The organism is Lysobacter solisilvae (assembly GCF_016613535.2).
GTDB lineage: Bacteria > Pseudomonadota > Gammaproteobacteria > Xanthomonadales > Xanthomonadaceae > Agrilutibacter > Agrilutibacter solisilvae.
This window is the reverse complement of the sequence record NZ_CP071518.1, coordinates 2,703,820-2,730,409: the sequence shown is the minus strand read 5'-3', so window position 1 is coordinate 2,730,409 and position 26,590 is coordinate 2,703,820. Positions and strand designations below refer to the sequence as shown.

16 protein-coding genes and 1 other RNA gene are annotated in these 26,590 nt (G+C 61.9%); 5 read left to right on the top strand and 12 right to left on the bottom strand.

The genetic code is table 11. From position 1 onward, the window contains the following. The first annotated feature begins 20 nt into the window (after nucleotides 1–20). Both I8J32_RS12090 and I8J32_RS12085 read left to right on the top strand, forming a co-directional pair. Nucleotides 21–4,277 carry a M36 family metallopeptidase gene (locus tag I8J32_RS12090; RefSeq protein ID WP_200612496.1) on the top strand — a complete coding sequence of 1,419 codons (4,257 nt, stop codon included), beginning with the start codon at nucleotides 21–23 and terminating at the stop codon, nucleotides 4,275–4,277. Nucleotides 4,278–5,082: 805 nt separating this feature from the next. After that, nucleotides 5,083–7,515 (top strand): HzsA-related protein, encoded by a 2,433-nt coding sequence (locus I8J32_RS12085; RefSeq protein ID WP_407060966.1) that lies wholly within the window; start codon nucleotides 5,083–5,085, stop codon nucleotides 7,513–7,515. Here I8J32_RS12085 and I8J32_RS12080 read toward each other — a convergent pair. The 5 genes from I8J32_RS12080 to I8J32_RS12060 form a co-directional block, all read right to left on the bottom strand. After that, nucleotides 7,492–8,685: an MFS transporter gene (locus I8J32_RS12080; RefSeq protein WP_200612492.1), complete on the bottom strand. Its 1,194-nt coding sequence runs from the start codon at nucleotides 8,683–8,685 to the stop codon at nucleotides 7,492–7,494. The two genes, I8J32_RS12085 and I8J32_RS12080, sit on opposite strands and share 24 nt — an antisense overlap. Nucleotides 8,686–8,689: 4 nt before the next feature. After that, nucleotides 8,690–10,195 (bottom strand): FAD-dependent oxidoreductase, encoded by a 1,506-nt coding sequence (locus I8J32_RS12075; protein ID WP_200612490.1) that lies wholly within the window; start codon nucleotides 10,193–10,195, stop codon nucleotides 8,690–8,692. 364 nt (nucleotides 10,196–10,559) lie between these two features. Next, nucleotides 10,560–11,612: a polyprenyl synthetase family protein gene (locus I8J32_RS12070; RefSeq protein WP_207526575.1), complete on the bottom strand. Its 1,053-nt coding sequence runs from the start codon at nucleotides 11,610–11,612 to the stop codon at nucleotides 10,560–10,562. A 13-nt stretch (nucleotides 11,613–11,625) separates the two neighbouring features. Continuing rightward, nucleotides 11,626–12,831 carry a type 2 isopentenyl-diphosphate Delta-isomerase gene (gene fni, locus I8J32_RS12065; RefSeq protein WP_200612486.1) on the bottom strand — a complete coding sequence of 402 codons (1,206 nt, stop codon included), beginning with the start codon at nucleotides 12,829–12,831 and terminating at the stop codon, nucleotides 11,626–11,628. A 105-nt stretch (nucleotides 12,832–12,936) separates the two neighbouring features. Next, entirely contained in the window at nucleotides 12,937–13,623 is a 687-nt protein-coding gene (locus I8J32_RS12060; RefSeq protein ID WP_200612485.1) for a tRNA-dependent cyclodipeptide synthase, read from the bottom strand. 1,283 nt (nucleotides 13,624–14,906) lie between these two features. On the opposite strand from I8J32_RS12060, the gene I8J32_RS12055 reads away from it, so the two are divergent. Further along, entirely contained in the window at nucleotides 14,907–15,953 is a 1,047-nt protein-coding gene (locus I8J32_RS12055) for a hypothetical protein (protein WP_207526574.1), read from the top strand. A gap of 1,261 nt (nucleotides 15,954–17,214) precedes the next feature. On the opposite strand, the gene I8J32_RS12050 is transcribed toward I8J32_RS12055, so the two are convergent. Together I8J32_RS12050 and I8J32_RS12045 are read right to left on the bottom strand one after the other, a co-directional pair. Further along, nucleotides 17,215–17,418 carry a helix-turn-helix transcriptional regulator gene (locus tag I8J32_RS12050; RefSeq protein WP_200612482.1) on the bottom strand — a complete coding sequence of 68 codons (204 nt, stop codon included), beginning with the start codon at nucleotides 17,416–17,418 and terminating at the stop codon, nucleotides 17,215–17,217. A gap of 319 nt (nucleotides 17,419–17,737) precedes the next feature. After that, nucleotides 17,738–18,355 (bottom strand): hypothetical protein, encoded by a 618-nt coding sequence (locus tag I8J32_RS12045; RefSeq protein WP_200612480.1) that lies wholly within the window; start codon nucleotides 18,353–18,355, stop codon nucleotides 17,738–17,740. Nucleotides 18,356–18,844: 489 nt separating this feature from the next. Between I8J32_RS12045 and I8J32_RS12040 the strand changes: the two genes are divergently transcribed. Next, a complete protein-coding gene (locus I8J32_RS12040) occupies nucleotides 18,845–19,129 on the top strand; it encodes a hypothetical protein (protein ID WP_200612478.1) in 285 nt (94 codons plus the stop codon). Nucleotides 19,130–21,022: 1,893 nt separating this feature from the next. Here the strand turns inward: I8J32_RS12040 and I8J32_RS12035 are convergent. The 3 genes from I8J32_RS12035 to ssrA form a co-directional block, all read right to left on the bottom strand. Beyond that, a complete protein-coding gene (locus tag I8J32_RS12035) occupies nucleotides 21,023–21,817 on the bottom strand; it encodes a hypothetical protein (protein WP_200612476.1) in 795 nt (264 codons plus the stop codon). After that, entirely contained in the window at nucleotides 21,814–22,998 is a 1,185-nt protein-coding gene (locus I8J32_RS12030; RefSeq protein ID WP_200612472.1) for a tyrosine-type recombinase/integrase, read from the bottom strand. The genes I8J32_RS12035 and I8J32_RS12030 overlap by 4 nt, the downstream gene beginning before the upstream one ends. A 165-nt stretch (nucleotides 22,999–23,163) precedes the next feature. Continuing rightward, nucleotides 23,164–23,517: a transfer-messenger RNA gene (gene ssrA, locus I8J32_RS12025) on the bottom strand. Nucleotides 23,518–23,675: 158 nt separating this feature from the next. On the opposite strand from ssrA, the gene I8J32_RS12020 reads away from it, so the two are divergent. After that, nucleotides 23,676–24,167, top strand: coding sequence for an MgtC/SapB family protein (locus I8J32_RS12020; RefSeq protein WP_200612469.1), 492 nt, complete (start codon nucleotides 23,676–23,678; stop codon nucleotides 24,165–24,167). A 104-nt stretch (nucleotides 24,168–24,271) separates the two neighbouring features. On the opposite strand, the gene I8J32_RS12015 is transcribed toward I8J32_RS12020, so the two are convergent. Continuing rightward, entirely contained in the window at nucleotides 24,272–24,916 is a 645-nt protein-coding gene (locus I8J32_RS12015) for an OmpA family protein (RefSeq protein ID WP_245156517.1), read from the bottom strand. Between the two features lie 218 nt (nucleotides 24,917–25,134). Further along, nucleotides 25,135–26,577, bottom strand: a complete 1,443-nt coding sequence (locus tag I8J32_RS12010) for a WS/DGAT/MGAT family O-acyltransferase (protein ID WP_200612466.1) — start codon at nucleotides 26,575–26,577, stop codon at nucleotides 25,135–25,137. Between the last annotated feature and the right edge of the window lie 13 nt (nucleotides 26,578–26,590).

Genomic DNA, 26,590 nt, shown 5'->3' with positions numbered 1-26,590 from the left:
CATTAGTTGTGGAGAAGACCATGACTACGCTCAAGCGGCTTCGGGCCAGAAGCACTGTCCTGTACTTGTCGATGGTGCGCGCGGCGGGACGCGTCCCTGTTTACCTCCTGACAGTGATGTCAACCGTCGCCCTGTTTACGATTATCGGGCTGGCGGGTATCGCGCGCGCGCCCACTGTCTCACCCGTCATGTCGGGTTTCAAGGCAATCCCGGGACGCGTTGCCAGGGCGAACGCGCCTGCTCCTGGCTCTCAAGTGGCAGGACAGCTGCCTGATATTGACGCGGCCGCGGAGGCAGCGCCGCTGCCGAATGCACGAGCGACCAAGTTCGGCGAGGGCGTGCTGGCGGGCATGTCGGGACACATGGATGAAAAGCTTCAGGTGCCAAACTTTGCGTGGGGAAACGCAGATCCCCTCGCGATTCCGCCGCGATCGCTGATCGGCAACGCCCAGGAGCAAGCGCGTTGGCAGCTCAGACGGCTCGCTAGCGCCTACCGAATGGCCCCCGCCGAGGTCGATGCCTTGCGACTCCAAGAGGAGCAAGCGCTAAGTGCGGGGTCAAATCTGGTCAAGTTCAAGCATGTGGTAAACGGGGTTGAGATCTTTCTCGAGGAAGTCTCCGTGCTGCTGCGTGACGACGGCCGCCTGGTGGCGATCGGAGGCTTCGTCTCCGGCGCGGGTCCAATGGCCACAACCAATCCGAAAGGTCTCTTCAAACTCGACGCGAAGGACGCCGTGGCTCGTGCGCTCAGCAATTTTGCGTTCGACCCGAAAGCTGTGGCGGGCTCGCTGCACGCCACAGGCCATCGAAATGGCTACTCGCTGTACCAGCTTGCCAAAGGGGCGCGCAGTAGCAATGGCGCTGCGGTACTGCCAGTGCACACCAAGCCGGTCTACTTCCGCGTGCCCAGTGGCTTGGTTCCCGCCTACTACGTTCACACCAGGTTGGCCGGCTCAGAGTCCAAGCCACTGCAGTACTACAGCCACGTCATCTCCGCTATTTCTGGCGACACCCTTTTTCGCCACAAACAGGAGGCACATGCACAGCCCTACACGTACCGTGTCTGGGCGGAAGCGACTGCGCCAAACTTTCCTTTTCCGGGCCCGGGTGGTCGCAATGGAACGCCGCATCCCACTGGCGTTCCCGATGGTTATCAGCCGCCATTAATCGCACCCAATCTCGTGATGATGCAGAGCGGGCCAATCTCAACGGGGGACCCATGGTTGCCCGATAACGCCATCTATTTGACCGGCAACAATGTCGATGCATATTCGGACCTGACGTTCAACGACACCGCCGACGCCGACGCCATCCGGCCTGACATTACGTCGGCGAACGCGTTCGATCGCACCTACGATTTCACGCTGCCGTCGGACGGATCTTCGGACCAGATCAAAGCCGCACTGACTCAGTTGTTCTATCTGACCAACTGGCTGCATGACTGGTACTACGACGCGGGCTTCAACGAGGTTGGCCAAAACGCGCAGGTCTCAAACTACGGACGCGGCGGTCTCGAAAATGATGGCATGATTGTCAATGCCTACTACAACATAGGGGGCGGCGGCTCCATAACCTTGCCCCCTGACGGAATTCCCCCGGCGATGTCCCTGCATCCAATGGATGTTCCTGGGAAGTCAGGACGCTTGTCGGTGACCGGCCAAACGACGTTTACCACAACAAGCGTTGGTCACGTTCGGCCCAATTTCATGGGGCCTGTCAACTTCAACGTCGCCGCGGACGTCGTTCCGGGCCTCAGCGGCACGTCGACCCGTGGTTGCACGGCGCTGACCAATGCTTCCGAAGTGGCGGGCAAGATCGCGTTCCTCGACGCGGGGACGTGCCAGCACCGCATTAAGGTAAAGAACGCGCAGAACGCCGGCGCAATCGGCGCGATCATTGGGGATGCGACCTCACCAGTCGGCGGCGGAGATGCGACGGTCAGCATCCCGTTACTCGTGCTGCAGCCTGCGGACACAACCAATCTCAAGGCCGCCATGGCGGCCGGTATCGTTACCGCGCAGATGGAGGCCCAAACCGAGCCCTATGTCCGCCACCATGTGCTCGATAACTTCGTCGCGGCCCACGAGTTCGGTCACCTCCTAGTTTCACGGACGATCAGCAACGGTGATGGCTTTAATGCGGGAACCTTCGGCGAGTCAATGGCCGAAGGCTGGGCCGACTTCGTCGCGATGCACCTGTTGGCTGGGCCCGATCCGAACCATGACTACAACGGCGTCTATGCATTCGCTCCACATGTCGGCGGAGGCCCGGCCTCGCCGCCGGGAAATCAATCCTACTACTTTAGTGGCGGTGCAGCGCTCCGACGCTATCCGCTTTCGACCGACTTTGCCAAGAACGGGCTCACCTTCCGCCATTTTGTGGTCGACGCCGCGCTACCGCCGCGCCCGCCCGAGCCGGGCCGTTTGCCACCCTTCACCAGCTTCAATGGCGACGAGTACCACAGGGGCACCATCTGGGCCACCATGCTGTGGGAGTGCTACACGAGTCTGTTGAGGGATAGCGAGCGGTTGACATTCGCGCAGGCGCAAGACCGCATGAAGCGCTACCTCGTGACCGGGCTCAAGTTGACCCCGGTCCGTCCGAATTTTATCCAAGGACGCGACGCGTTGCTGGCAGCGATGCTTGCGCAGGACACCTCCGACTTCGAGCTGTGTGCGGCCGCCTTCGCGCGCCGTGGCCTCGGCGCGGGCGCCGTCCATCCAACTGACTTCGCGGGGAGTGGCCTGGTCGAGAGCTATGGCGTCGCGGGAGGACTGCAAATCACGAGTTTCGATCTGGATGATTTGCCGGGCTATTGTGACCGCGACGATGTGCTCGACAACGGCGAGACCGGACGATTGATGGTTACCGTGCGGAATAGCGGGCTCAGCACTCTGACCCAGATCACGGGTACCGTGAGTTCGCCCGTACTTGGGGTCATCTTCCCGCAGGGCGCAGGCTTCACGGTGCCCTCGCTTCCACCCGTCAGCACGACCACAGTTGTCATACCGGTCTCGCTGTCCGGTGTGGTGGGACCCGCGTTTGTCCAATTCGACGCGACGGCAAGCGCCCCGGGGGCTTACGCGCCGGGGGCGGGTTCGGCGACCCTCCGTCTCGGCTACGACGAGGTACCCCTGTCCTCGGCCACCGATGATGCTGAAAGTCGTCATGTGGTGTGGTCGACCGACCATATCGGCGCGAGCGCTTCGAACTGGACGAGAATCGAAGTAGGTCCGAACGAACACCGGTTCAGCGGGTCTAATTTAAAGGTGTCGGCGGGCACCTATTGGGTCTCCCCACCGTTGAACGTGTCCGCGAGTGGAACGTTTGCCTTCACGTTCCAGGAACGCCACTCATTCGACGCCCCCTTATGGCCCAGCACATACGCGGGTGGCGTAATCGAGATTAGCAATGACGATGGAGCCACTTGGATCGATATCGGGGCGTTCGCCACGCCGACCTACGATAGACCGCTGATGCTGGTGGGCGAGTCACCCGTGGGCCAACCAGGTGTACTGGAAAACATATTCGGTGCGCGACCCGTCTATGCCGCGAACCAGTCTTCTATTAGAACGATATCGGTCAATCTGGGGGCAATGTATCAAGCGCAAACCGTGCGGGTTCGATTCGGCTCCCTCGGCACCTTGAACACAGCAGTTATCTCCCCAAATTTTGGCTGGCAGATCGACAATATCGCCTTCAGTGGCATCGACAACACGCCGTTCGACGCGCTCCTGGACGATCCCGGGCCTTGCCCATTGCAGCTTGCCTCCGGACCTGTCATGTCTTGGCTCGGCCTGAAGAATAGCGACGCTGTGGGGCTACGCATCGACGTGCTGGCCGAGGTCCTGCTTGACGATCAGGTGGTCAATTCAGGCCAGCTCAACAACGTCAACACGGGTAGCAGTGGATTTAACAACGCGCTGTTTCAGACGATTGGACTAGGCTCGATGCCGGCCGAGTACCTTGGCAACCCGAATGTAGCCGTTCGCCTGTCCGTCCGGAGAACCTGCTTCGGGGCTGGGCACAATTCCGGAACCGTCCGGCTCTGGTACAACGGAGCGCCAATCGACAGCGGCGCGAGTCGCGATGCGGGCACTCGGCTGAATTTGGTTGCGAATGGACAAGCTTCAACGCGCTACCTGCGCAGCGGATCGCTCCTTAGCCCATCGGCGGGGACCACGAAGACCTCTGTGGATACGACGGTTAACAGCGCCTCGGCGTGTCCAAACAGGCCCTTCAGTCTGATCGGGGTGTGGACGGGCACCGTGGAATAGGACTTTCATCAGGCATTGGGGTGGCGCCGCCTGGCGCCACCCTTCGTTGGCAACACTGTTGTTTACAGAGACGTCACCTGAGCGGTCGCCATAGCCCCTGACCCGACTGAGCGTTGCCGTGCTCGCACCCAACGCCGCCCTCACTCTGTCGGCGCGATGGCACCAGTTTCGATGTGGCGACCAACCGCTCGCCATAGCGATCGCATATCGGGACGGTGGCGCGATTGGCTACCGCCCCGGCTCCGCCACGAATAGAGCCCGTGCGGATCAGTCGCGAGCCATCAATCCCTGTGACCGCCAGCGGCTAGCAGTCCGCCCCGTCTACAGGCGCGAGCGAAACCTGAAGCGCCCAGGGAAAGCGTGTGCTTGGCATTTTTCCAGAATTGTGACGCGTGACACGCACCTGCCTGGCGGACGCGGGCGGGAGAGGCCGTACCTGATAACGCAAGGCTCCGACCAAGATCTCCAGAAGCCTTGCGATTGGTTAGGAGTGCCGGCCTGATACATCCCAGAGCTTAGTAGGGCGCTCAGCGAAGCAGTTGGCCGCGAACAGGGGGGGCCTTCCGTTCGCATTTTTTGTAGAGCCGCGCAATCATGGACTTGCGACATGTCAAGGACGTTTACATCTCCGAAATTCAATGGACGGATTTCCCTCCTGCTTATCTCAGTGCTTGTCATTGCCGCCTGCAACCGCGGCGCGGGACAGGGCGATCACGGAACAGAGGGTCGATTTTCTACCTCCAATCCCGGCCACGTCAGCGCGGACGGCGACAACGCGAATCTGGTCGAAACCGGCTCGCCCATCATGTTTGTCACCCAGGTTCCGACAGCCGAGTTCCAGCATGTTGCCGCTGCGTTCGGCGCCATTCAAACGGATCCCCTCCGGACGCCACGTGGCGGCGATCTGTGGATTCGGTATTCAAATGGGTCGTTGCGCAATCTGACCGCTGAAGCTGGCTATGGCATTCAAACTGCCGGTCAAGATGGCCCAGCCATTGCTGTGCGCCAGCCCGTCATTCACTGGTCAGGGCAGAAGGCTCTTGTTTCCATGCTCATCGGAGCCCCAGACAAGCAGTATCGGACGGACAAGTTTTACTGGCAGCTATACGAAGTCACTGGCTATATGCCCGGGGAGGCCGTGCACATCACCCGTCTCCCATGCCAGCCGGCCGGATTCAACAACATCGCTCCGGTCTATACGTCGGACGATCAAGTCATTTTTGTGAGCGACCGTCCACGCAGTGGAGCAGCGCACTTGTACCCCCAGCTCGATGAGTACGAATCCGTGCCTGTGGAATCAGGGCTGTGGAAACTGGATCCCGCAGCGTGTTCATTTCGAATCATTGAGCATGCCCCTTCGGGTGTGAGTTATCCCAGCATCGATTCCGCCGGCCGCGTCATTTTCACAAAGTGGGACCATCTTCTGCGCGATCAGCAGGCCGACCAGGATGTGTTCAAGAACGCCTCCTACTACAGCTTCAATTTCGACAGTGAAGACCAGGTACAGCCGCCCGCGGTTCACAGTCGCGCAGAGGTATATCCCGAGTTGCGACGGCAGGAGTACTCCTTGCTACCAGGACAGGGCTATGACGGCGTTAGTGTGGCGAATGACTACCCTTTCAATAGCCTAAATTTCAACCACTTCTTGCCCTGGGAAATGAATCAGGACGGCAGTGATGAGGAGACATTGAACCACTCGGGTCGCCATGAGCTTGGCGGCTCCTACGCCATGGGCTCGTACCGGAGTGATCCTGCGCAGGAGCAGATCAAATATGGCCAATTTTCTGGAGCCACCTATTTGCTGTTTGGGAGCGGCGGGATGTTCCATTTGCGTGAAGATCCCGCCCGGCCGGGCCGGTTCTGGGGCGTGAGCTCGGCCGAGTTCGCCACCGCAACAGGCGGGGACCTGGTGTATGTCGACGCCACGCCGCCTCTGAATGCTGACTCCATGAAGGTGGAACTTGTCCTCGACAACAACCCTGCCGGACACTTTCGCAATCCGCTGCCGCTTGCGAATGGACAGTTGCTTGTTGTCCACACGGGCACCTATGCCGAGCAAAAGAACAGCGGCACGACGGCCAACCCTGTCTACAACTTCTCATACCGACTGCGCTACGTCGATTTTTCGGGGACAACGCCGGCCTTGGGGCCGCTTCTGACAAGTGGACTCATGCGCACCGTCTCATACTGGAGTCCCGACGTGCGAGTGACCTGGAGCGGTGCGCTCTGGGAATTGGATCCGGTGGAAGTGCGCCCGAGGCAAGTGCCGACGAAGACAAGGGCGCCATCTTTGCCACTGCCGGAACGATCTGTGCTCGAATCTGTGAATGTCGAGCAGGAGCTCCTACGAAACTGGTTAGCGCAGAATGACTTAGCACTTGTCGTCTCGCGTAATGTGACTTCGCGTGATCGTAGCGACAAGCAGCAGCCCTACAATCTACGAGTGTCGGGATCGGGTTTGCAGACGATTGGCGCACCGGGTGCCAAGATCTATGACGTCTCGCATGTGCAGTTCTTTCAGGCCGATCAGGTCCGCGGCTATGGCTCTGGTGGCCTGCCGCAGAATGGCGCGCCAGTGAAGCCCGGCAGGCGCGTATTGCCGAGGACTCTGCATGATCCGACAGCAGTTCTGGCCATGGGGAACCGTTTGAACTCGTTGGGCGAAACGCCCATCGCGCCTGATGGCTCCATGGCTGCATTCGTGCCCGCCGGACGCGCATTGACCTGGCAGCTCGTCAACAGCAGCAGAACAGGTTGGGACAGAGCAGTGGTGCGCGAACGGAACTGGGTAAGCTTCAATCGCGGAGAAACCCGGGTCTGCACTAGCTGCCACGGGAGCAACACCAAGGATCAAGCTGGCAATTCTCCTCCAACGAACCCGCCTGAGGCGCTTCGGAACCTGATTGCGGAATGGAGACAACGTATGCGCAGCCAGTGCCCAGAGGCCGGCGGAACCGGGATCTGGAGCTATGCCGGGGTGCCCTTTGGCCCTTGGGAAGATGGTCGGCGCACCCGCATTCAGACCTGCCAGGGCGGCAATGGGTGTTGTGACGGCTTGCCGAAAACCGAGACACAATCGGTTCGATATCTGCCTGATTGCAACTGGGGCTTGGAATCCATCCCCAAGGTGGCGCCAATTGGCGCCAATTCACGGGTGCGGGGCTCGCCGGGCCCGTTGCTTTCTCCCTGGTTGCGTGCCCATCGACGTCCGTTCCTAGGACGCTCCGTGACGCGGTAGCTGCGACGATATCTTGGGTGGTGGGATGGTGCCCGCCACGGCTAGCGCGAGCCCTAGTAGCCCACCTGCAGCGCCTAGGACGGCGGCGGACCCTACCCACTGGGAAGCCGCCGCGGCGAGCACCGGACCTGCGGCCCGGGCGAAACCCTGGATCCGAGCGACTTCACCGTTCCAACGTCCGGCGCTGGCCGGACCGTAAAGAGCTTGGATCATCCACGGCCGGGCAAGCGTGTGGAGCCCGGCGCCGCACCCGAAAGCGATTACACCAGCGGCCGCCGAAGCAGGCGCCTGAAAGACCACAACAACGAAGAGGCCAACGGCCTGCAGGCAGAGGGGGATGCCATTCAACAAGCGGCTGTCCGGGGTATTGCCACGCCGGAGGAGCCAAATGCGGCCCGGCAGCTGGGCCAAGCCAAGTGCGGCGAGGACAAGCGCGGCAATGCCGGATGGGGCGCCCCGTTCGATCATCAGTGGGATCAGCAGTGTGGTCAGCGCCATGCTGGCCATCGTGCCGGACGAGAACACCGCGACCAGCCGGGCCAGGTACGGTGGCCATGGCCCGGCAACGATTGCGCTCCTTCGAACGACGCTGTTCTCGGCTGGGAAGTTCGGCAGTACGTGCCGCTCCATGACGGCGGCTGCAGCCGCTACCGCTGCGGCGTTGCCCCACACTGCGGCGCGCCATCCCCAGTGATCAACCACCAGCGAAAGCACCGGCAGAAAGATGGTGCTGGCCAGCCCGCCCATGACCGTTACGGCTGCGAGAGCGCGCAGGCGGTCACTATCGGCTGCGATGGCCTTGCTAACGAGCGCAAAGGCTGACTCGTATAGGAGCATCGCCATGGCCGTGCCTATACACGCCCACCCCAGGTAAAGCACCGGGGCGGAGTGCGCGAGGGCCACGACTGAAAGGCCAGCCAGGGCCAAGCCGGCACCAAGCCGGGTGACCCGCGCGGCATGGCCTGCATCGAGCGCGCGCCCAATAGCGGGGGCAGCAACTGCCATTGCACATAGCCCGAGGGAGAACGAGCCGGCAACCGCGGCGCGCGAAAGGCCAAGGCCTGATTCCATGGGAACCAGCAGCACTGAGAAGCTGTAGTAGAGCACCCCCCAGAAGACACACTGGCAGGCGCCCAGCACCCACACCGCCCGGCGCTGATCCTGCACCATGGTTCTAACCGCAGCAGCCTGTGGCAACTGCTTTCACCGGCGCTGCAGGACCGCAGCCGCCCCCAGCCTTCTCCTCCGTCTTGGCTATCTCGTCCTTTACACAGCACGGGGTGACTTCGACTTGCGCTGGACCGCCGCCGCATCCCGCAGGCGTGGTGGCCAGCTCCGCGACTTCTGCGGGTGCAGTGCCGCAACACGAGGCCGCGCTCTCGGCCGCGTCCTCTTCCGCGAACTGGGTGATGCATACCCCGGTCTCAGGGAGCACGAGCTCGACTCGGCGGGCGGCCTCCCAATCGCCGGCTACCGCGGCCACAACCGAGCGCACCTGCTCGTAGCCGGTGAGGAGCAGGAACGTCGGGGCGCGGCCATAGCTCTTCATGCCGACGATGTAGACCCCGGCGTCCGGATGTTTCAGCTCCTCCGCACCGTGCGGCCGAACGCTGCCGCAGCTGTGCTGGTTGGGGTCGATGAGCGGCGCCAGCGCCAGCGGGGCCTGGGTGCCGTGGTCGAGCGAAAGCCGGAGCTCGGAGAGAACGCCCAGATCTGGCCGGAATCCTGTAGAGGCGACGATTTCATCCACCGGGGCGATCGACTCGCCCTCGGCGTACGCCACGATGCCTTCCGCAGTGGTGTCCAGGCGATCCAGGTGGAAACTCGTGGTCACGTTGAGCACGCCGTCCTCCACGAGCTTGGCAATCGTGAGGCCCAGCTGGCCGCGCTCCTTGAGCTGATCGTGCTCACCGCCACCGAGGACGCGGCGCAGGGAGGGACGGCGAATGGCCCATTCGATCCGCATGCCAGGTACTTGGCGGGCAAGGCGTGCCAGGTCGCTGAGGACATTGAAGGCCGAGTGGCCGCTGCCCACAACCAGGACACGCTTGCCGGCGTACCGCGAGCGCTGCGCTCCCAGGACATCGGGCATGCCATAGAAGATCCGGTCTCGCAGCGAACGCTCGCCGATGGCGTGGACACCAGAAGCCCCCATGGGATTGGGCGTTTCGATCGTGCCCGAGGCATCAATCACAGCCTGTGCCAACACCTCATGCTCGCCCTGGGCATCTTCGTAGCGAACCAGAAACGGCACGTCGTTGCGCTGGGCATCCTTCATTCGGTCGCGTCGCTGCTTGGTCACGACGATGACCCGAGCACCCATCCGCAGGTGCGGCTGAATTTCCGGGATTCCGGCGAGCGGCTTCAGGTACCGCTCGATAACCTCACCGCCGGTGGGGAACTGCGACAGCTCCGGGGCATTCCAGCCGTGCTTGGACAGCAGCGCGCTGGCAGCACGGTCCACGGTGAACTCCCAAGGCGAGAACATTCGCACATGCGCCCAACGCGAAATGCCGGCGCCGACGGAAGTCCCGGCTTCAAGAACCAGCGGATTGAGACCGCGCTCCAGCAAGTGGGCGGCCGCGGCCAGGCCCACGGGACCGGCGCCAATGACAACGACAGGAAGGGTGGCATTCACGGGCAGATCCTCAGGCGGCGTCGAGATGGATGTTGCGATCATGCGAGACAGCGTGGTTGGCTCTAGAAGCGCTTTGGCAGGTGCCAAACGAGCGACAGCTGCCAAACTCAAGACACTTGCTAGGCATTGCTCTTCCAGTTCCGCATCCGCCAACTGGCGATTCGCCGTGGGCTTGCGCGGCACTCTCGGCGGCCAGAAGCAGGCTCCAGAGAAGAATACGACTCCTAACGATCTGCATAGTGTTCATTTCATGAGGGGATACGCGCCAACGCCGATGATCGCGCGCAGACCGCCGCTGATTGAGAGGTCTAGTACGATGAACCGAGGGATAGACCGCCAGTTGAAGATAGACGCGACCACACCAAGCATCGCTGCATGCTGCCCATCCAGGCTCGGCCTAGGGCATCTACGGCCTGCAGCGCGTTATCTGGTCAGCCATTTGTGCCAGCTGTCTGCGATGTCGCGACTCGGGAAGCAACTGCAGACTTTCAAGAGCCATCCGCACTGCGTGGTCTCGGGCTTCAACCGCCTGCGCACGCCCACCAACCTCTTCGATGATGTCGGCTGCTTCGAATGCCTCGTCAACCGTCAACATTCGCCCGCAATCGACCAGCTCAGCCAATCTGACTGCTCGCGGTCCGCCGCTCTCCAAGGCAGCGGCGAGCGGCGCGCTCATTCTCCGGGAGCGCAGATCCGCTCTGTCACGGCCTATGATGTTCGTGGCCCCAAGGTCGGCAACATCGTTGACGATCTGCCCGGCGAGTCCGCACCACCAGCCGTAGGCATGCAGTGCGGCAACGTCTGTGGGGACACCGCCGCCGAGCAATCCACCCAAGCTCGCGGCACCAGCCACTAGCCCCCCCGTCTTCTCCTGACTCATCATCAAGCATCGCTGCCAGGATGTGTCGCTGCGGCCTCGGAGAACGATATCCCAGCCCTGTCCATTCGCCGCTGTCGACAGTGCGCGCTCGAGCAGGCGGGCCGCGGGCAGCGCCTTTCTCGGATCAACAGACAGCAACACTTCCCATGCCAGTGATAGCAGACCCGCCGCAGCTGTGATGGCCTGATCAACTCCGAAGACGCTCCATACCGCGGGACATCCGTAGCGAGTCTCGTCGTTGTCAGTTACGTCATCGAGGATCACTGCAGCGTCGTGGACCAATTCCATCGCAACAGCGGCCGGTATAACGTCTGCGTCCGAGGCGCCGACTGCTCGTCCTGCGAGAATTGAGGTGCAAGCAAACCAGTGCGGACTGAGCCCCATCGGGCCCGTTACCTTGCCCTCCGGATCATGCCAACCGCGGTGATAGCCGACAACCCTCAGCATTTGCGGCGGGAAATGCGCCAGCGCCTGTCGAACATGGGGCTCAACCAAGCTCGCTGCTTCTGGAAAAACGTCAAGGGGTGAAATGAAGGACTCATTCTCACCGCATTCTTCGTGTGTCATGAGAGGAACCATTCGCATGTGCAAGTTAGACGATAGGACCACCGCGGACCAGTTCTGGTCGATCCCGATATCGCTGGGCAATTCGGCACTCTTTGGGAAGCAAGCAGTCGTTGCCAAGCCCATCCCCCACCGACGCACTGCCTAGACCAGCGAGCCAGTCAGACAGCGCCCCTGTTATGACCACCGGCGACTGACGTAGCTCCTGCGGCGTGCGCGATCCCGTTAGAAGCAACGCCTGACGGAGTTGGGCGACAATTACGCGGATGCTCTGATCAACGCGCTCTGGCCCGCCGGCTTCAAGTGCGCGAAACAGCGGGAGTGCCATACCGCCAAGATCGGCGCCCACAGCGAGCGCTTTCGCGACGTCGAGCCCTGTTCGAAGTCCACCAGATGCGACAATGGTCAGGCGATCGCCAACTGCCCGACGAACCGAAGCAACGGCTGCGGCCGTCGGAATGCCCCAGCTTGCAAAGTGTTCAGCCACGTCGGCCGCAACACCTGACGCTCGGAACTGCTCGACACGGACCCAAGAGGTTCCTCCCAGTCCAGAAACGTCGATAAGCTCGACCCCTGAGTCAAAGAGCCGCAATGCGACTCGCGGCCCGATTCCGCAGCCGGTCTCCTTCACCAACAAGCGCCCCCCTAGGCAGCGCGCCAAGCTCTCGATAATTCGGTAGCCGTTGCGGAAGTCTCGGTCACCTTCCGGCTGGGTGAGCTCTTGAGCGGCGTTAAGGTGCAGGGCAATGGCGTCGGCATCGATCTCGTCCATCAAGTTCCGGACCCCGTCAACACCAATCGAAGCCGCCGTCGCCAGACCGACGTTGCCGATGAGGACGGTTTTCGGCGCAACATCGCGGACGGCGTAGGATGACGCGCACTGAGGATCCTCGATCATCGCGCGTTGGCTCCCCACACCAAATGCCAAGCCGTGCTGCTCTGCCTGCTCGGCCAACGCCCGGTTGACGCGCTCAGCGCGCTTACTGCCGCCAGTCATCCCGCACACGAGCAGTGGGGCTCTAATGGTCTTGCCGAAGAAGGAAGTCGACAGAACCACTTCTTCAAGGGCCATCTCGGGCATCGCGCAATGCACGAGCTGCACACAGCTAAGCAAGGAATCATTCTGCGATGGCTCAACCGACGCCGTCGAGCACAGATCCAGATGCGCGTCCTTGCGTTCAATTGTTGCTCCAGCCGAAGCCTTCGCCCCAGCAGGCTCGATAGCAACGGTCACCTTAGCCCCCAGGTTTGACGGCGCTTCGACACTGCCCTTCCGCGTGGCAGTACGCCGCCGACCTCCACGCACGGGCTACTGATCTGCGAACGTTTGGGCCCAATGTCATACATGCTCGACTTGCCGCACCACGGCGAAGGCTTGATTGGTCGAAGGCCGCAACTTTCCGTTACACAAGTGCAATCGGTCGATATATTCAACCCGCCGATAGTAGATTGCGGTAGAGCTATCAACATCAAAGATTCTGGGCGAGTCTACAAGCAGAGGCATCTCCGCGATCAGATACCCCAGCGCCCGCATTGCCTGATCCTCCGTAGGCTCGGCTCCTCGCAGATATGATGCAAGCACCTTGCGACTCAAGCGTAGACAACATTCGCGTAACTCAGCATCTTCAACCAATCCCGCCTTGGCTCGTTGTAGAACTTGACGGTATCGTTCATGCCCGCTCAGCTCTGACAGCAGAAGCAGACTCACTTTGGACCTGTCACTTTGCCCCATGGATTTCCAGGCGCGAGCTGCGCGATTACGGAGCCGAGCGCACGCCTCCCGCGCCTTCTTCTGCGCACGATCCCGTGCATACCCCGCAGCCATAAGCGTCTCAATCAAGGCATTGTCGGGAATCATCACCGAAATGCTCTCAAACTCGCGCGAAGCCCAATGAAGAAGACCCGCGATATTCTCTTCGCTGTAATAGCTGTTTCCAGGACTGATGCCAATAACCGCGTGCTCCCGCCGAGAGAACACTTCTTCGCAGTTTGCCGTCAGCGGCTCACAAGCAAACCTGTTCCGCATCGCCTAACCCTCATGCACGAGAGAACCAAGAAGGGGCAGGGCCGCCCTCCCCTCGGATAGTGGGTGGAAGGCGGCTCTGCCGGCGGAACGCAAACGGTCGGGAGATATCGTTTGCGCCGCACAAGATAGGTACGCCACAAACTGAAACGTTCCGCCACGACCATGGAAGAACCTCCACTGGCATGATCGGCATCCGCATGGATGGGACTTGACGAGGAACGCGACCAGGCCGTCATCTTGGTCTGCGCGAGTGCCCTGCAAAGGGAACTCTAGCCTCACGCTCAAGAAGGAACTGCGTCGGCAGGAATCGGAGCGACCGGGTGCTCATGGCGCTTTCTCTTTCGCCTCCTTGACGACGATGTGATCCAGCCCGTCGTCCGAGCTCATACCCATTCATCACGATGCCCAGTACACATGGATGGGAGTAACTGCTCTCCCTCGAGGCTGGTAGCCATCCATCTCCGCGGCGTAACTGGCGGAAATCGGTTCGAAACGACGTATCCCGGGTACACCACCACATACCCGAAGGCCTGCCGTGTCTCTCGTGAAAGTCATGCTTGCTGTTTCCTCTACGGCCGTAGTGGCAGTAGCTCTTTTGATCTGGTTCGACCCTCTGGAACCGAATAGCCCTAGCCCGACGGTGGCAAACAGTTCCGCCGGCTGCCAATCGAATCACGACGCGCGCGATCGGCTCGCGTGCGTGCTCTTCACCGGCAGTTCCGACAGGGCGGCATTTGAAGAAGTGGTTTCCAAGCTGGGAGGGAGGCTGATTCCCACTGGCGACGCCAATGCGCCAGAAGTTCGCACGCTCTATCATTCAATCTCTGAGGCGAGTCGACCTGCGTCAGAAGATCCCGATGAGCTTGCAAGATACCCGGAGAGCGAGGCATGTTTGAGCCAGATCGAAAGGCACGCCGCCTGTAGCACGCCAAGGCGAAGGGAGCTTCTGTGTCTTGACACACGTTGCGAGAAGCGGTTTGTGGTTATCTCTTGGATCAACGTCCCCGCCTCTGATCATCCAATACCAAGCAAAGAAAATGGTTGGCGCTTCTACCTGAAGGGTGTTTGATGGGCGCCTGCCAACAGTCGCAACTGACGTCATTGGCAGGATGAAAAGAGTCTTAGGAAGCTCAGCAATGAAACATGCGACAGCGCGATGGATCGTTGTAGCCATGATCTTGTGTGGCCTGGGTGCGCTTATCGCTTCGCTGTCTGCACCCAAGACTGTATCCACCGCCACAGGAACGCCGGACTCCGCGCCGGAGGCCACTTTGTCAGGGAGCTTGACCTCAGAACAGCAGGCGCGGGCACCCAGCTCCAGCACGCCGCCGTTGAGTGGCGCGTCGTCCGCGGTGGCGGTCGAATCGGGTGCGAAGCTGCGTGATCGACCCATCGACCCCAGGTTCGCAGCGTGCGAGGCGCAGCACCATGCGGCCGTGCAGCGGCGCGCGCAGGAGCTCTCGGCGAGCCAGAAGGCCGAGGACCTCGTTTCCTCTGTCGTGCTCTCGCAGTCGCTCAACTCCGACTTTCTGCTGGGAAAGACACGCCCCGAATATCTGCAGGCTCTGGCCACTGCCACGCGCCTGGGGCCGGACAATGAGCTCGGGGCATGGATGTACGCCGTTTACTGTCGAAACGACAAGCGTTGTGACGCAAGTGCCGCCGTTGCTCGCCTGATAGCGCTGGAGCCAAATAACTTGGCTCCTCGACTTTTGGCTATCGACGTGGCCGAGCGCGGGAGCGACAAGCGCCGCGCGCGCGCCCTGTTGCGCCAGGCATCGGTCACGCGTTACGTCGACTTTCGTATGGGGGATTTCGCCCAGCGGCAGGTGAGTGCCCTTAGCCCACTGCCGCAGATGCCCGCTTGCGGCGCAGCGTCCGCGGCCATCGCGGAGCATTACCAGTTGACACGCCCGGGTACCGTTCGTGACGTCGTGTTGATGAACGCGAAGCGCACCGCCTTGTTCTGGTTCCTGGCCCAGCAGAACGAGCTACTGGAGATGTGCCCTCATGATCGGCTGTGGACACCTGACGACGGCTGTCGGCACGCGTTTGAGATACTGGCGACCTCCGACATGTGGATTCCGCGTCAGATGGCCCTAATGGTGCTGAGCACGAACGCGCGCACGACCGCCGAGCGTGATCGATGGCGGGCGCAGCAGCGTGAACTGGACTGGCTGAGTCACGCGGGCGGTCCATTGCGCGATTCGATTCCCTTCGATGTGATTTGGGAGCAGGGCGAGATTGCTCCTGTGATTGCCTTGCTCCGTTCCCAGGGACGCTGGCCCGCACCGCAGGACTGGCAGCCGCCCGCCGAGGGCCAGCCATAGCCGGGCTCGAGCGGTTTCTCTCGGATCATCCGTCCCCAGCTTGGCGGGCATCTGTCGCAATTGACGTATCGACAGAGGCGACGCAAAAGAAGCCCGCCGTGAGGCGCCACGGGATCTCCTACGTATAGGAGCTTTGCGCACCGCTGGCGGCGCCGTCCCTTCCTTCCCTGGGGGGCGGCGTCCGCCCTCTACTTCGAGACGTCTCCAGCCTAAAGTCGCTTGGCTAGGGCTTTGCTATGGCCCCGACGGCCCATCTTCGGTCACCTCTTACGGCCCTCCTACTCTCCTCTCCCCAAAAGGGGGCTCTTGGCCCCGCAGCCTCACGCTAGCGGACCTCCTAGACTCATCCTGGCTCTTCTACGCCCTCACCTTTCTGCGTCCCCAGGGCCCTCCATCATCTGCCACGCGCCGGACACCGGCCCGCCACTCCGCCCCCACCCGAACCACCCTTCCAACCAACCTCAATCGCGAAAACAGCGCCACCTCTAACCTCTGATGCGACATTCTTGCCACTCGGGCCGATGGCGTCCGTTTACATCCATTTCTCGCGCGCGCGTGCGTGCGCGAGGAATTCCATATGACAAACGGCCCCAGGTCGACCGTGGATTCCTGCCGAGTGACTTGGGCCCCGACTGCCCAAAGCAGACAGCCGGGGCGGTAGATGACAGATAGGCAGGTATCCAGGCCTCTACCTTTGTCCAAGGGCCTGAAATCGTTCCACATTGCCAACGGAAACCCTGGAAACGCTTGTTTCCATTGGCCTCCAATGCATGACGGGGTAGGAATAGGAACAGAGATAGGTGCAGGCTAGGATATTTAGAGCTCCGCCGGCCCCAGGCGCCGCACTACGCTGTAATGAAGTCCGGGGTGGAGGGGCCGTTGGTTGCGATCCGTCGTCACCGTCTCCAATTCGCCTCGCAGAAGTAGCTTCGAGTACTTGGTGAGGGGAATGCGGTCTCGCCGCTCCGTTTCGCCCACGATGGAGACGAACTCTCGGTACAGGTCCGACGACCAACCCGCCGCAAAGCCACCTGACTTCCTCGGCGGCCCGATCAAGCGTTTGACGTTGTACCAGCGTTGCATGGCCTGGCCCATGTAGGGCCCTTGATCGCAGACCTGCAGCCGCAGAACTACCTTGGCTGTCCGCCCCAGGTGCTTGCGCGTCGCCCAACCTTCGAACCGCAAGAGGTATGCCCCCGGGGGGAGCAGCACGGGTGGCGCCTCGTCCAGAACGCCGCCGGCAAGACGCCCATCTGATTCATCAGCCACGGCGCACCTCACACTCGCGATTGATCAGCTCCCAAATGTGCTCCGCACGCCAGCACGTTATGCGACCGCCCAAGGCGCTCGTGGGCTTGGGAAACCGGCCGGAGCGGACTCCAGCCCACCACGTGGATTTGCTCACAGGAATCAGCACGAGAACCTGCGACAGTCGCAGGAAGCCAGTCTCAGGCAAATTGCGCATTTGAAGTCACTCCGTAGGGGGTGACTCCATGCTGGCCAATCCCATCCAGCCTGTCGCCATCGCTTCGCGCACAGGCTCGCTATGCGCGGACAGGTCTTGACAAACGGGGGCGCGCGGATCGGAAGGGGCTACGTGCCCGCGTATATCGTTGAGCCCGGACGACGCCCACGCTTCGACGGCGGAAGCGAACCGTGACCGCCTACTGCCATGCGTCGATCGTTGATGAGAGGCCGTTCAACGACCTGGTGGCCCGCGGCCCCGTCCCTTCTTGCGGGCGCACCAAGCCGAGCGATGGCCGTTGAGTTCCTGACAGAGGCCCCTACCAGGGAAGCGAAACCGTCTGCGTGTTAGTAATCACGGTCGCCTGGGCGGTCGCTGAAAACCCTCCCACTATGGTCTTCTTGTTGATGCTTTCCCACGCGTGTGAAATGACGCAAATCTTGTTCCCGCCAGCAAAGGCAGCTCCTGTTTCCAAAGAGAAATTCCCACCAAAGCGTCCCGCGGACGTGATGACGTCGCCGTAAAATTCATGCGCCGGGGTGCCTGCGTCTTTTGCCGTCAGCGACACTTGGAGGGATTGGCCTGCGAAAGCCGTGGAGGCCTTTCCTGACACAGAAACATCGGTAACGAGAACAACGGTGTTAGCTGGAACCGTGAAAGGATGCTCGTTGGCCTTTCCATTCTCGTCCACTAGGTAGAGCTCAACCCCTCCTGTACACCCAGAATCGCTGTAGGGGTCAAAGACAGGAATCCCACGCAGCGCCACATGCTGAACATCCATGCTGGCAGAGAACCAATGATGCTTGCCCGTTTCGCCAAGAACGACATGTTGCAAGGGATAGGCATAGGCCAGCGTGCTCGTTAGCGCGATTGCGCCGAAGAGAACGAGCTTCTTTCGGGGAGACAGCAATTGGACGTTCTTACGAAACAAGCGCATATGTCACCTTTAGAGACAAACTACTACGTCGGTTCGCGGCATTCGCCGTTCATGCGACACCTTGAGCCCATGGCAATCGTGCTGTGCTCGGTTCTTAGTGCGTTCTTTCGAGCCAAAAACCGCCACGATTTCGGTTTGTGCCCGAGCAGCCAGACTGTCGCGCCGGCGGACTACTTCTCTTCGGTCCCAAAGGCCGGCAAGCGCAAGGGTGTATGGAAGAATACCCATCGAAGATGAATGCGCTAGTTCGCTGGAATAGGAGGCCAGGTCGCTGAAGTACGTCACTCCACCAAGCACACCGCCACCTCCAATAGCTGTTTTTCGAAGTGTCAGTGCAGCACGTCATAGAACCTATAGGGGTGACACGTCGTGATGAACGAAACGTCACTTGGCGGTCTTGCTCGTCTGTCGTCGTACGAGTAGATGGGCTGCTCATATTGCGGCCTGCGCTCAACAGTGGCGCCCCTCCCCCTTTTTGAGAGAAACCCCATGCAGATCATCAAAAGCCGCATTGTCCTGCTGAGCCTGCTCCTCGCCGCCGCGGGCGTTGCGCAGGCAGGCGGTACGGACAAGAATAATGGCCTTAATCCCTATCTCCTCACCCATTTCCGAAAGCCGGCGGGCCACGAAAAGGTCGGCACCCAGGCTCTTAGCGATTCCCAGCAGCGCAATGTCGCGGACAGCGCAATGAAGGCGTCGAGTGAAAAGCCCGACGATGCAAGCGAGAACCGCGAGGCTCTTCGTCAGTTGGCGGATACGGCTCTGGAAGAGTAAGGCCGCGCCAGTGTTTCGCGTTCGGCAGCTGTCGATCGTACCGGCAGCTTCCGACGCGCTTCTAGCAACCTCGCACACTCTTTCGGCATGTTCACGATAGCTCGTCAACGGGCCATGCGAAGCGGCTCCTCTTGGAGAAATCCGAAGCAGGGCGGCGCAGCTTTGCTGCTTCTTCTAAGCGGCTGCAGCGCTCTTCCAACATCGAATCGCCTATCAGCGGACAAGTCGCCCCCGCCGTCAGCCGCCAGCCGCCTGGCAGAGTTGCCAGGCGGCAACCAGGTGCTCAACTACGCACTGAGTTGCGCCCTGCCGGAAGGCGCACCGGTGACTGCTTCGACAGGCACGGCGCCGACGCGAGTGGAGAGCGGCGTGGGTTTGGCGCCGGACTGGCGAAGCCGCCCGCTCGTAGCAAGCGAGCGGCGCTGGATGACGGCCTGTCTGCTGGCCCGCATGAACTACTTTGGGGTGAAGCTGTCAATTCTCATGAGCGGTGACCATCCCAAACTCAATGGCATCCCCTCCAGGCCTCGTCAAGAGTTTGCCTACGAGGAGGCTTCGTTCTATGGCGACCTCTTTAGCGATACGCCACACCTCTTCGTTTGTCGAGGGGCGCAGCGCGGTGAGAGCCTGACCCGGAAACACCGGGTGTGTTCAGATTCCTCCGAGACGTCGGGTGTGAGTCGTGTGAGTCGTTGCGGGATGGAGATTACCGGGATGTGTGCCGACGTTTGCAAAGTTAGTCGGCCCGGAGACTTCTATTCCGAGTGCGTGGGCGCTAACAAGTCCTATCGTGAGGTCGTTACGGTCTTCTTGCACTGAAGTTGCCGGAGGAAACTTTCGGCGGGATCCCCAGCGCATCAGGGCGCGCCCGCCCATGGGCATCTCTGCAAGGGCTAATGCCCCACACCCCCTGGTTGGGCCATTCCATTCCGATGTAGCTGTGGTCTGACTCGCGCGCGCGAGGAAGTTTGCCTGACATGGGGTACCCTCTCCCGGAGAGAACAACTTGCCCTGACGTGGGCCCTAGCTGCCGGATTCGGCCAACCGGGCGATAGATTGGCGGGATCGAGGCCTCCACCTTTGCCCAAGGGCCTGAGGGGCCTCGCCCAAGAGCCTGAATTGGTTCGACCTGCCAGCAGAAGTCCTCGAAACCCTTGCTACTGCTGGCCAGCAATGTATGACGGGGTAGGCATAGGAACAGGGATAGGTGCAGGCTAGGTCTTCAGTGTTCCGCCGGCCCCGAGACGTCGCACGACGCTGTAGTGGCATTGGTCGGTGGAGGGGCACCGGTTGCGGTCATTTCTCACCGTGTCCAACTCGTCTCGCAACAGCAGCTTTGAGTACCTGGCGAGAGGATGCGGTCGGGCCGCTCCGTTTCGCCCACGATGCCCGATTTCCTCGTGGTCCCATCAAGCGCTTGACGTTGCACCAGCGCTGGAGCCACTGCCCCATGTAAGGTCCTTGACCGCAGCCTTGCAGCCGCAAGACCACCTTGGGGACTGCCCAGGTGCTTGCGGGTCGCCCCACCGTCGAACCAAGGGGACGCCCCCCAAGGGAGCAGCACGAGCGGCGCCTCGTACAGAACACGCCGCCGCCGTGTCCGCTGTTGGTTCCCTCAGACAAGGCCCACCTCGTCGTCACTCTCGGACGGGTCAAGTCGCGGATGTGCTCCACGCTCCAGCATCGGACCACCCGAGGCACTCGCCGGCTTAAGAGACCGACCGGATCGCTCGCCCGACCGTCACGTGAACTTGCTGACCGGAATCAGCGCGAGAACCTGAGACAGACAAGGAACTCGGAGGCAAATCGCTCATTTGAATCCACCCCGAAGGGGTTACTTCATGCTGCTAATCCCATCCAGCCTGTCGCCGTCGTTTCGCGCACAAGCAACACCTACCTCTGGATGTAACCGAGCCGGCGAAAACGCCCCACCCATCGCCGTGCGGTATCGAAACTCACCCCCACGGTCTCGGCGATATCTTCGGCCGCATCCGAAATGGTTCTGTAGTCTTGGCGTCGCTCGAAGTACAGCGCCTTTGCCTTCTCGAGGAGCTCCCGATTCGTCTTGTGCCGGACTCCCGCGGCACGACTCGCCGCGGCCGAGGTCATTACGTCCCGCGCGTTCGCAACGGCTTCCAGGTAATTGGAGTACGCCGCCGCCAGCCACGTCGCGCACATGGCAAGGTCTCCTCGGACGATGCACTCCACGTACTCATCTACACAAAGCAGTGCCTCGACTGCTAGCGATCTGGTCGTCATTTCGGCAGAGCGGCACAGCGTGGAGAAGAGATAGGTCCTTGGACCAAACTTCATTTCCTCAGCGCTTAGGTTAGAGGTCAGAACGCCGTGGATCCGGCGCAATTGCTCGTCGCTCCTGCGATTGGCCAACTCTTCGTCGCCGATGTACCAAGGAAGCGAAATCGATTCCCCCCACCAGAAGTAGACAGACTCCTTCGGATAGAGCCCAGCAAAGAGGAGCGTGGATAAGGAGGCCAGGTTCGACGCACTGTCCAGGAGCTCCTCAGCCAATGACCCAACACCGGAGGATTCTTGGTCAACCGCCAAATCGACGCGGATTCCCACGACTTCAAGGTGCCGGAATAAGCTAGTCACAGATACGTCTCCATACCGGATCGCATTGAAATTCTTCCGCGCTGGACCTGGCTGAATTGACAACGTGAAGCTCATTCTTTGAGCGAATCGAGATACTCAGACCAGACCTGCATCATCTTGCGTCGCTCATGCAGGTGCGCCGTACGGTTATAGGCACGACCGTTGGGATCCCGGACAGCATGGGCGAGCTGGTGTTCGATGTAATCGGGCCGGAAGCCCAGGACCTCGTCCAGAATCGTGCGAGCCATGGCACGGAATCCATGTCCGCTCATTTCGCCTTTCTCAAAGCCCATCCGTCGCAGCGCCGAAAGCACGGCATTATTGCTCATAGGCCTACCGTCTCCGCGCGCGCTGGGAAACACATACTTGCCTCGCCCCGTCAGCACCTGCAGCTCTCGCATCACGGCTACGGCCTGCATCGACAGCGGAACCAGGTGCGGAACTCCCATCTTCATCTTGGTTGCGGGAATGTTCCATTCGGCCTTGTCCAGGTCGAACTCGCCCCATTCAGCGTGGCGCAGTTCACCGGGACGCACGAATAGCATCGGTGCCAGTTTCAGAGCGCACTTCGTAACGAAAGACCCCGCATAGGAGTCGATGGCTCGAAGCAGGCCGCCAACATCCTGCGGATCGGTCAAGGCCGCGCGGTGCCGCTCAGGTGGAGTGCTCAGGGCTCCGCGAAGGTCCGCGACAGGGTTGCGCTCGGCACGTCCGGTTGCAATCGCATACCTCATCACTTGCCCGCAGTTCTGCAGGATTCGATGGGCTGACTCCACTGCCCCGCGGTCTTCGACCCGCCGAGCGACCTTCAGGAAATCGGGTGCGGTCAGGCTCATGACCGGACGATCGCCAATCCATGGAAAGACATCATTCGCAAGCCAGGCAGCCACCTTGACCCGGTAGCCCTCCACCCAATTCCGCTTGGCGAGCCATTCTCGGGCGACGACCTCGAAACTGTTGGCCGACCGCTCGACTCCGGCCGCCTTCGCCGCTTTTCGGCTCTCGCCAGGATCGATCCCCCCGGCCAATTGGCGGCGGGCAGCGTCACGGCGCGTACGGGCGTCGGCCAGAGTCGTCTCCGGATAAGTACCGAGGCTCAACGTGTTCCGCTTTGCCGTGACCGGCCTGCGGTAGTCCCAGCGCCACCAGCGGGCGCCGGACGGCTGCAACAGGAGATAGAGCCCGCCGCCGTCGACGAGCTTTTGCGGCCTCGCCAAGGGCTTGGCTTTGCGAATAGCAGTATCAGTCAGGGGCACGGAGACGGTAACCTGTGACGGCTGGGTGCCTGGTACCGTCAAAGCTACCGCCAGAACACTCTGGATTTCAAGCTCTCGGGGCGCACGTCCTCGGACACAAAAAAGGCCGAAAACCCCTGATTACTAGGGAATTCAGCCTGATTTGCACCACGTTGCAGCTTGAATTGGTGGAGGTGGGGGGAATTGAACCCCCGTCCGAAGGCACTCCATCCCCGGCACTACATGCTTAGCTCGCCGTTGGATCTCGCCCCCGGACAGCACGGCGTGCGAAGCGCGCCCGGGGACCAGCCTGCTTTAGGTTGACCGGAAGCTGACAGGCAGCCACTTCCAGCGATTCCGTGATAATGACCCTACGCTGCTAGCACGGACACAGGCAGTTTCGGGGCTTACGCCTTAAGCGGCGAGAGCGTAGTTGTCGTCGTTGGCAACTAGAGTTTTGCCGCTGGATTAACGAGGAAAGCTGCCCCCTCGGCATGCACCAGGCGATTTTGCGACCCCCGTCGAAGCCAATGCACCCCCGGGGACAGCCAAAAACGCTGACCCAGGCAGTATAGGGCCCCGCGAGGCAGGCACAAGCGCTGCGGCGGTTCCGGCGGCGGGTTGATTCAGCCCACGGGCCCAGGACGGCGTGCGGGGCCGCCACATCCCGTTAACGTCTTCGGGCCCAGCGTCCTTGCATGGATTGGCAGTCACAGCTGGCCGTCGTGGTCACCACCGCGTATGCGATGACGCTGGGTGGCGTGATCGGCTACGAACGCGAACTCAAGAATCGACCGGCGGGATTCCGCACTCATACCCTGGTGGCCGGCGCCTCGGCACTGCTGTTGGGCATGGGCGTCATGGCCGTGGATGACCCGCGCCTGGCGCGCCTGGAGGGCGTCCAGATCGATCCGCTGCGGCTGATGGAAGCCGTCGTCGCAGGCGTTTCGTTCATCGGTGCCGGCACCATCTTCGGCACACGTGGCCGCGACACGGTCGCCGGCATCACGACCGCTGCCTCGCTGCTGATGGTGGCGGTGATCGGTGCCGCCGCCGGCCTTCGATACCACTGGCTGGCGGTGCTGGGCACGCTGCTTACGCTGCTGGTGCTCACGGGGCTCAATACGATGGAGCGCCGCTTCAGCCATCGCCCGCCCTCGAATCCCGATGACGGGAACCGTCAGGGCTGATCGGCCGCCATCTTCCGGCCTTCGGATCGAAAAGTCGGCAGCCTCCCGAGACAAAAAGAAACGGGGCAGTCGCCTGCCCCGCCCCTTCCCCTCTCATCGCCGGCTTAGCTGCGCACCGGCACCAGGGTGATTTCGACGCGACGGTTCTGGGCGCGACCGGCATCGGTGTCGTTGGTCGCGATGGGACGCGACTCACCGGCGCCGACGGTGATCAGGCGCTGCTGGATCACGCCCTTGGCCGTCAGGTAGTTGGCGACGGAGTTCGCGCGCCGGACGGACAGGTCATGGTTGTAGGCATCGGAACCGACGTTGTCGGTATGGCCGGCCACTTCGACGATCGTCTGGTTGTACTCGGACAGCGTGCGGGCGACGTCATCCAGCACCGGCTGGAACTGCGGCTGCAGGCTCGAATCGTTGAAGGCGAAGGTGATGTTGCCGGGCATGCTCAGGGTGATGTTGTCGCCCTGGCGCACGACGCCGACGCCCGTGCCTTCCATGCGCTCGCGCAGGGCGCGTTCCTGGCGATCCTGGTAGGCGCCGATCGCGCCGCCGGCCAGACCGCCGACACCCGCGCCGACCAGCGCGCGCTGGCGACGTTCGGTGGCATCGTCGCCACTGAGCAGGCCCGCGGCGGCACCCACGGCCGCGCCGATCAGGGCATTGCGCTGGGTGTGGTTGACGTCGCGGTTGGGGTCGTTCTGCGAGTACTGGCCACTCGTGGTGGCGCAGGCACCCAGCAGCGACGTCATTGCCGCGGCGAGGCAGACCAGCCGCACGCGGCCGACAGTTCCCGAGCGGGTGGCGGCGACGCGGCCCTGGCGGCCTTGTTCGATAGTCATGTTCATCGTGAGTCTCCGTGCATGGGGGCGGCAGGAACGAACATGGTGTCCGTCACTGAACGGGGCTCACGCTAATTCCGCGGATGTCGCGGGTCGGTGATGGCAGCGACTGTTTGCTGCCACACCGTTCAGCTCATGACGAAGTCCAGCGCATGCAGTGCCTGGCTGGAAACGAGCGAATCCGCGCCGGTTCCGTCCAGCTTCGAATCCCAGTCGCTCATGAGCGAGAGGTAAACAAGCTTGTCGAATTCCGACCCGAACCGGCTGATGACGGTGTCGGGATCGGGGATCAGCTTGGCGTCGCTGATCAGGCCGAAATGCACACGGCCGTTGTAGCTCATGATCGAGATGCCGACGCCGATCGAACCGGTCTGCGGCACCCAGAACATCATCTCGCGCAACGCGCAGCCGGCCATGTAGAGCGTCTGCGACGGGCCGGGGACGTTGGTCGCCACCAGCGTGGCCTTGCGGCTGAACAGATCGAGCGCCACACCCTGCACGGCGGTGGGGGCCATGCCCAGCGCCGCCAGCAGGCCGTAGGACACGATGGCCTGCCGTGAGTTCTTCAACGAAGTCATGCACGCGGCCACGCGCTCCACGCGACGGATCGGGTTGGCCTCGCCTACCGGCAGGTCGAGGAACACCAGCCCGAAATGGTTGCCCAGCTTGCGGGCATGCTCGAGCGGCCTGAGGTTGACGGGGACGGTGGCGCGCAGGGTCATGCCGTCGACCCGGTCGCCGCGCTCGATCATGTAGTCGCGCAAGGCGCCGGCGGCCGTGGCCATCAGCACGTCGTTGACCGTGCATTCGCACGCACGCCCCACCGCCTTCACTTCCTCCAGGTCCAGTGGCTCGGCCCAGGCCACGCGCTTGCTGACCCCGAGCTTCCCGCGGAGCAACGACGGCGGATCGTCGGACAAGGTGATTGCGTGCAGCAGCTCGCGGCCAATCTCGCCACCTTCCTTCGCCAGGACAGCGGCGAGCGTGGGGTCGCGATACATCTCCATGCCCTTCTCGACCATCCGCGAGCCCAGCTGCATGTAGCGCTGCGCGGCGCCCACCCGGCGCGCCACGTCGGCGCCGTCCTGCTTGAGCCAGGCGCGCTGCAGGTCGCTGCCCTTCACCTGTTCGCGCGTGGTATCGGTCAGCGACAACAGCACCTGCACCAGCGCGATGCCGTCGGCGTAACTGTGGTGGATGCGCGCAATCAGCGCGCTGCCGCCCTCGTACCGTTCGACCAGATGGAACTGCCACAAGGGCCGGCCCGTATCGAGCGGCGTGGAAGCCAGCTGGCTGACGAACTTCTCCAGACCTCGCTTGCCGCCGCGGCCAGGCAGCGCCGTGAGCTGAACGTGCCAGTCCAGGTCCAGGTCGTCATCGGTTTCCCAGAATGCGCCGGCCGCCGAGTCGACGGCCTTCTGGCGGAACCTGCGGTAGGCCAGCCAGCGCTGTTCGATGACGCGTCGAAGCTGGGTCACCGACATCACCTCGGCGAACATCAGCACGCCGGTGATCATCATCGGATTGGTGGGCTGCTCCATGCGCAGCCAGGCGGTGTCGACCTTCGCCATCGGATCGCGACTC

Excerpts from the sequence above, each read along its gene's own strand:
- I8J32_RS12090 (WP_200612496.1), top strand. The coding sequence starts at position 21 with ATGACTACGCTCAAGCGGCTTCGGGCCAGAAGCACTGTCCTGTACTTG.
- I8J32_RS12085 (WP_407060966.1), top strand. The coding sequence starts at position 5,083 with ATGTTTGTCACCCAGGTTCCGACAGCCGAGTTCCAGCATGTTGCCGCT.
- I8J32_RS12080 (WP_200612492.1), bottom strand. The coding sequence starts at position 8,685 with ATGGTGCAGGATCAGCGCCGGGCGGTGTGGGTGCTGGGCGCCTGCCAG.
- I8J32_RS12075 (WP_200612490.1), bottom strand. The coding sequence starts at position 10,195 with ATGATCGCAACATCCATCTCGACGCCGCCTGAGGATCTGCCCGTGAAT.
- I8J32_RS12070 (WP_207526575.1), bottom strand. The coding sequence starts at position 11,612 with ATGGTTCCTCTCATGACACACGAAGAATGCGGTGAGAATGAGTCCTTC.
- I8J32_RS12060 (WP_200612485.1), bottom strand. The coding sequence starts at position 13,623 with ATGCGGAACAGGTTTGCTTGTGAGCCGCTGACGGCAAACTGCGAAGAA.
- I8J32_RS12050 (WP_200612482.1), bottom strand. The coding sequence starts at position 17,418 with ATGCGCAATTTGCCTGAGACTGGCTTCCTGCGACTGTCGCAGGTTCTC.
- I8J32_RS12045 (WP_200612480.1), bottom strand. The coding sequence starts at position 18,355 with ATGCGCTTGTTTCGTAAGAACGTCCAATTGCTGTCTCCCCGAAAGAAG.
- I8J32_RS12040 (WP_200612478.1), top strand. The coding sequence starts at position 18,845 with ATGCAGATCATCAAAAGCCGCATTGTCCTGCTGAGCCTGCTCCTCGCC.
- I8J32_RS12035 (WP_200612476.1), bottom strand. The coding sequence starts at position 21,817 with ATGAGCTTCACGTTGTCAATTCAGCCAGGTCCAGCGCGGAAGAATTTC.
- I8J32_RS12020 (WP_200612469.1), top strand. The coding sequence starts at position 23,676 with ATGGATTGGCAGTCACAGCTGGCCGTCGTGGTCACCACCGCGTATGCG.
- I8J32_RS12015 (WP_245156517.1), bottom strand. The coding sequence starts at position 24,916 with ATGACGTCGCTGCTGGGTGCCTGCGCCACCACGAGTGGCCAGTACTCG.
- I8J32_RS12010 (WP_200612466.1), bottom strand. The coding sequence starts at position 26,577 with ATGGCGAAGGTCGACACCGCCTGGCTGCGCATGGAGCAGCCCACCAAT.